This window comes from Candidatus Methanoperedens nitratireducens (assembly GCF_900196725.1).
Lineage (GTDB): Archaea > Halobacteriota > Methanosarcinia > Methanosarcinales > Methanoperedenaceae > Methanoperedens > Methanoperedens nitroreducens_A.
Window position 1 is genome coordinate 1 of the sequence record NZ_FZMP01000155.1, and the last position, 6,148, is coordinate 6,148.

At 42.2% G+C, this 6,148-nt stretch carries 7 protein-coding genes; all 7 read left to right on the top strand.

The features are described from left to right. Positions 1-1,441 (top strand): hypothetical protein (locus MNV_RS19640; protein ID WP_179293926.1); only part of this gene is annotated, 1,441 nt, incomplete at its 5' end. A gap of 171 nt (positions 1,442-1,612) precedes the next feature. Then, a complete protein-coding gene (locus MNV_RS10265) occupies positions 1,613-1,894 on the top strand; it encodes a hypothetical protein (RefSeq protein ID WP_096205785.1) in 282 nt (93 codons plus the stop codon). Then, positions 1,895-2,398: a hypothetical protein gene (locus MNV_RS10270; protein WP_096205787.1), complete on the top strand. Its 504-nt coding sequence runs from the start codon at positions 1,895-1,897 to the stop codon at positions 2,396-2,398. An 82-nt stretch (positions 2,399-2,480) separates the two neighbouring features. Then, on the top strand, positions 2,481-3,371 hold the full coding sequence (locus MNV_RS10275; protein ID WP_096205789.1) for a hypothetical protein: 891 nt from the start codon (positions 2,481-2,483) through the stop codon (positions 3,369-3,371). A 74-nt stretch (positions 3,372-3,445) separates the two neighbouring features. Further along, entirely contained in the window at positions 3,446-4,249 is an 804-nt protein-coding gene (locus tag MNV_RS10280; RefSeq protein WP_096205791.1) for a cytochrome c3 family protein, read from the top strand. Positions 4,250-4,252: 3 nt separating this feature from the next. Next, positions 4,253-5,143: a 4Fe-4S dicluster domain-containing protein gene (locus MNV_RS10285; RefSeq protein ID WP_096205793.1), complete on the top strand. Its 891-nt coding sequence runs from the start codon at positions 4,253-4,255 to the stop codon at positions 5,141-5,143. Then, positions 5,136-6,113: an NrfD/PsrC family molybdoenzyme membrane anchor subunit gene (nrfD, locus tag MNV_RS10290; RefSeq protein WP_096205795.1), complete on the top strand. Its 978-nt coding sequence runs from the start codon at positions 5,136-5,138 to the stop codon at positions 6,111-6,113. Before MNV_RS10285 ends, nrfD begins: the two co-directional genes overlap by 8 nt. Positions 6,114-6,148 lie beyond the last annotated feature (35 nt).

Here is a 6,148-nt window from a genome sequence, read left to right on the forward strand (position 1 = left end):
GAATATTACACGGCATATCTCACTTGAAGATGAATATATTGAGAAATTAAAACCCTATGCTGATAAGCATAACGGGAATTTTGGCGCAGCATTAAGGGATATGATTTGCCAGGCTGGAAAGTATGATACCAGGATCAATTCATCTGCAATAGACCATTCCTTATTTAACTGGATACTCAAGGAAATAGATGAAAAGCTCCTTCCTTCTGAGATACTTAATGAATTCGTAGATCCTATAATGATGAATTCGATGGACAAACTGGAAAGTTATCTTAATCGAAGATTTGAGGAACTTAAGTGGGGAATTTGCATCACATTAAGATCTGATAATGATATTTCCCCTGGTGAAGTATTAATGGAAATAAAAGGCAACAATCAAAAAATAAAATTCATTACAAGCTTAATTACCCAGTATCTTGTCAAAAATTCACTTAAAATTAAACCTCTTGAAGTCATGTCGGTCGTTAATACTAATGAAGGTATAAAAGTTGAATTATCAGGTTCAAATAATAAAGATGCGCTCCTTAGCCTTGAGATTTTTTTTGGAAAGACAGACGAGCTTGTCAGGACTATAAAGACCCGCCCAGCGTTCTGGAAATCCCTGTTCAACAGGCATCTTGTAAGTAATTATAATATGGTCACTGTCCACAGGAATTATTTTGAGGACCTGCTTGAGGGTAAAATACCGGCATGGGAGGTCGCAATAGAAAATCTTGCAAAAAAACCCATCCGGGAAATCCCTCTTACAGAAATGCTTCATCTTATGAAAGAGGTCTTTGAAACATCAAGGATAGTTGACAGGGTGGAAATCGATAAAGACATACTTGTTTTATTCCATAGTTACAGGGACAGGGCAGCTATTGAAAAACTAAGAAAAAGCGCTCATGCGCTCCTGGAAGCAAATGGCCATATGTTTGATGCCAGGGCAACAGCCAACATCGTAATATTGACCCACAGGTCTGATGTTGGAATAAAAATAAATGAGATCGTTAAGACGTTGAAAAACAGCAATACCAGGCTTGACCAGGAACTTCTGGTATTTTTTGGATTCTTAAAAGGATTAAAGGACATTCCTGATATTCCCATATCCCTGACATCCCTGGGTAGAAGGACAGGTAAATCCTTAATGCAGGGATATGAATTGGAAAATAACATCAAGACGTGGACACTGGACAACTTCCAGAAGGCATTACAGAGCATAGATGCAAGACTCCACAGGGAAAGTGAATGGAAATCAGAAGGAAAGGATCTGCTTTATACAATCAGGAAATGTAATATTGCAGGAAATGGAAATGAATTTGATAATTACGTTTGTCATACTGTGAGGGAGACATTTAAGGGGGCATTGAGTTACGCTTTTGGAAACAAAGCCCGGATGTGTACGAAACATTTACTGACACATGGAGATAATTTCTGCGAGGTGATCATAAGGATGCCTTGACCTTATTTCAAAATAATCCTGTCATTTGCCATACCCTGTATTTTCCAGGCCATGTAATGGCATATTATGCTCTTTTATGTTAAACTATGTCTATTCATGGCTTTCCATGCTATCTTCCTGTCAAATATTCTTTTAACATTGGCATTGGATAATCATAATTGGGTGAAGCATATGTATAATTGGAAACGGTATTTTGCAGCCGGGATCGTAATTGGAACTGTCTATTTCCTGCCATCTGAAAGTTTTATAGCTTTCCTGACAGGATGGGTCATTCTTTTACCGATCGCAGCGGCTGTTTTCCTGGCAGCTGGACTGCGAGGATATATTAAAGACAGTAAGAACAGGATCACAATCTCAGTAAAAGCAAATGATGCTATGAAAGCGCTTGCACGAAGGGAAGCAGAACTGAAACGGGAAAAAGAACTTCTCTATGAGCAATTTGGGAAAGTGTAAATGAAGACCACCAGAGAAAGAAATGGGGTAATTATGATCGTTACAAGACATATCTCTCTTGACAATGATTGCATACAGAAGATGGAGCCTTATGTTGAAAAACATAAAGGTAATTTCAGCGCCGCAATAAGAGAGATAATAGACCGGGCTGGAAAGAACAGTGAACTTGAGAATATTTCCACAATTGACAATACGTTGTTCAAATGGATGCTCAACGAGATCGACGGTTTGCTTGTCCCGGACAATGTACTGGATGATCTGATAGGTCCCATGCTGATAAATTCGATGGGAAAACTTGAAGAATATCTCAAGAACAAATTCAGCGAACTGGAGTGGGATGTTGACCTTTCCCTGAAATACGATAATGATACATCTGCATCAGAAGTATTGATAGAGGTCAAAGGCTCGCCCCAGAAAATAAGATTCGTTGCGAGGATGCTTGCCCAGTATCTTGTGAAAAACTCACCTGAGCATGCTCCGCTTGAGATAACTTCGGTTTTTTAATCTCGATGGAGGTATAAGAGTTGAACTATCAAAATCAAACAAGAAGGAAGGATATGATAGCCTTATTACCTCTTTTGGAGGTTTGAATGAAATTATCCAGGCCATCAAAAGCCGCCCTGATTTCTGGAAATCAATAATCAACGGACATCTCCTGAGCAATTACAATATGGTAACCGTTCACAGGAACTACTTTGAGGATCTACTTTCTGGTAAAGTTCCTATGGGCGAGATAACAATAGAAACGCTTGCCAAGAAACCTATCCAGGAAATTCCTCTTCGCGAAATGCTGTCCCTGATTAAGGAAGTATATGAAACTTCAAGAGTTGTGGACAGGGTAGAGGTTGACCGGGAGAATCTCATATTGTTCCATAATTACAGGAACAAGGAGGTAATAGACAAACTGAAAACAAGCATAGTCTCACTTCTGGAAGCGAACGGCCACCTTTATGATGCCAAGTCAACTGCCAATATGGTCGTGTTGACACACAGGCCGGATGTGGGGATCAGGATAAACGAGATAGTAAGCAACCTCAAGATCAGTAACAGCAGGGTGGACCAGGACTTGATAATGTTCATGGCTTTTTTAAAAGGGCTAAAGAACATTCCTGATATACCTGTATCGCTGACAGCCCTGGGGAGAAGGATAGGGATATCCCTGATGCAGGAGTACGAAAAAGAGAATAATATAAAAAGCTGGGAATTCCAGAATTTCCAGAAAGCTCTTGAAATAATTGATTCTAAACTCCACAGGGAAAGCGAATGGAAACCGGATGGGAAAAATCTACTATATACAATCAAGAAATGCAATATTGTAGCTGAAGGTAATTCAGTCGATAAATACATCTGCCATACGATAAGGGAAACTTTTAAAGGGGCAGTGAACCACGCTTTTGGGAACAGGGCCGAGCTTGATGTTAAGAAATTATTGTCGCACGGGGACAATTGTTGTGAGGTGTTAATACGAGTGCCATAAAATCAGAAATTTTGGATGAAGTCGGGATCGCAGAAGAACAATACAAAAAATTGAACTAAATAATAGGTGTTAAAATGAATACATTACTTGAATTCATGACGTTTGTCAAAGGGGTTGAATACCTGATTGTAATAGCGTTTTGCTTCGGGTTTATCGCCCTGTGGATACTGGTAAACTCCAGGGATAAGATGAAAAGGTCAACAATAGTATCTTTCGTTATTCCCCTTGCACTGGTCTTTGGGGGCGGGGCGATCGTACTTACATCTTCAGATACTTCTGATGTTGCAGCCCCGAATATTTCAAACGCAACAGTGGCCGTACAATCCGATAATATCAGGCAGGTCAGACTTGCTTCGAATAACGGATGGCCAACAGTAAATAAATCTGAGTACCTTTCAATCAAATACGGGCCAGCGACTGATTTCCATAAGATCATGAGTGAAAAGGTCAGTTGTATTACATGCCATCATAACAGCGGGGATGAGATCCATGCATGTAAGGATTGTCATGACAGTCCGGCTAATCCGCATAATTCGACCAAACCGGGTCTGAAGGCCGCTTATCATGAGAGATGCATTTCCTGCCATCCTGGAGATTTCAATGGACCTGACAGCTGCATTAACTGCCACACAGGGGAGCTAAAAGCATCAGCCATAGTCTCAGCTCCAATCCGTCCGCACCAGCTTACATGGGATACATGTAACAGGTGCCATCCGAAAGGGATACCAAATGGGGGCATGGAGTCAAAGATCGTTTATCATGACAGCTGTCTTAAGTGCCATTCAACAGGAGTTGCAGGAGCGGCGTTAGTGCCTGAAGATCATGCAGGAAGAGCTGGCAATACATGCCAGGGCTGTCACAAACTAATTGGAGGATAAATTATGATAAACAGGAGAAACTTGCTCAAAATAGGCGGAACTGTTGTTGCAGCAAGCATTCTTGGCAGCGAAAGCGTTCTTGGAGCACAGGATTTTGAAGGAAATCCAGACCGCCTGGGTATGCTGACTGATACAACAAGGTGCATCGGATGCCGCCGCTGTGAAGCTGCATGTAACAAGGCTAATAATCTTCCAACTGCGAAAACATCGTTTGAAGATACCTCTGTTTTTGAAGAAAAGAGGAAACCTTACGTCGCAGATGTGCAGTCATATACGGTTGTCAACAGGTTCGAGGGCGAGGATGGAAAGCCGGTATATCGCAAGGTCCAGTGTATGCATTGCGATGAACCGGCATGTGTTACGGCCTGCCCCGTAGCTGCATTGACAAAATCAAAAGAAGGACCGGTAGTATGGAATGAAAAGCTGTGTATCGGATGCCGTTATTGCATCACAGCATGTCCATTCTATGTCCCGGCCTTTGAATATTCAAGCGCCTTTGAACCGAAGATCCAGAAATGTTTCATGTGCAGCCAGAGGATAAAAGATGGTCTCATTCCCGCCTGCGCGGAAGCATGCCCTGTTGAAGCCATACAGTTCGGAAAAAGAAATGACCTGATAAAAATGGCAAAGCAGAGAATATGGGGTGAACCCGATAAATATATCGACCATGTGTATGGTGAAACCGAAGCCGGAGGAACTGGCTGGTTATATGTTTCAAAACTGCCGTTTGAGAAAATGGGGTTCCCTGAAAACATCGGGACAACATCATTTCCGAAACTGACAAAGGATTTCCTGGGTATGGTAAATCTAACGCTCGTCACATGGCCTGCGCTGCTTGGAGGTTTCTATATGGCGACACATAAAAAACCTGAGGAGGATATAAAACATGAATGAATTTGGAAACGAAACTGTGGAAAGACATGTGTATCCCGCAAATGAACTGACCGGTGCGGAAATAATTTCTAACTGGTTCAGGGAGAAGATATTTCTGGGACTATCGTTCAAAGAATATATGAAGACACTCATCACTCCTCTTAACATTGGTGCGGGTCTCATTGTCTTTGCGGGCCTGTTCCTGATAGCAATGCGGTTCATTTACGGACTTGACCAGGTAACTGAAGCTTCGAACGAGCAGCCATGGGGACTATTCCTTACATGGGGATTATTCAGTGGAGTCCCGTTCTCAGCATCAGGATTTGTCATAGGGACTGGAGTTTATATTTTCGGGGTTAAGAGATACCAGCCAATTGTCAAGAATGCTATCCTGCTGGGTTTCCTGGGATATCTGTTTGCAGTAATATTCCTTATGATAGACCTTGGCCGACCGTGGAGAATATATTATCCTATGGCCATATCATTCGGGACAGCATCAGTAATGTTCCTTGTGGCCTGGCATGTAGCCCTGTATCTATCTGTGCAATTCTTTGAATTCTGCCCGTCAGTCCTGGCCTGGCTAAACCAGGGGTATCTGCGAAAGATAGCTGTGAGCATGACACTGGGTCTTACTATATTCGGAGTAATGCTCTCTACACTGCATCAGTCGGCTCTGTCTGCCATGTTCCTTCTTGCGCCTGGTAAGGTGCATCCGCTCTGGTATACATCATACCTGCCGTGGCTTGCCCTTATCTCGGCCATAGGAGCTGCGATGGCACTGATGATAGTTGTTAGTAAACTAACTACGATATACTTCAGAAACAGGGCATCGGCAGAATATCTTGGAAGTATCGATGATGTTACGATCGGTCTTGGGAAAGCCTCTTCACTTGTCATGTTTACATATCTGGGAATGAGATTGATAAGCATTACACATGAAGGAGCATGGAAATACCTCGATACGCCAACAGGTCACTGGTTCATTGGTTGAGATAGCGATCCTTGCATTAGTTCCATTCCTGTACT